Source organism: Acinetobacter sp. ANC 3882, from assembly GCF_022549545.1.
Classification (GTDB): Bacteria; Pseudomonadota; Gammaproteobacteria; order Pseudomonadales; family Moraxellaceae; genus Acinetobacter.
In genome coordinates this window covers 1-254 of the sequence record NZ_JAKZGB010000034.1, presented here as the reverse complement: position 1 = coordinate 254, position 254 = coordinate 1, and the positions used below count along the sequence as shown (strand labels likewise).

Annotated in this window: 1 pseudogene; it reads left to right on the top strand. The window is 47.6% G+C overall.

What is annotated here, in order from left to right:
• Nucleotides 1–254, top strand: a pseudogene (locus MMO42_RS18265) (hypothetical protein); the annotation flags it as partial.

The following is a 254-nucleotide window of genomic DNA, read 5'->3' as shown; positions in this document are numbered from 1 at the left end:
AAGATCACGCTTGCAGGTGCAGGTGGCACGACCATCACCAATGTGAAAGCAGGTGATATCAGTTCAGCAGCTTCAACAGATGCAGTGAACGGTGGTCAGTTATTCACCACCAACCAAAATGTCACTACTGCGCAAACTGCAGCTGATGCAGCGCAAGCAACAGCGGACAAAGGCATCAAATTTGGTAATGGTAGCAGCAGTAACCAATTTGCATTAGGCGATACGCTGAATGTGAAAGGTGATAGCAACATCAC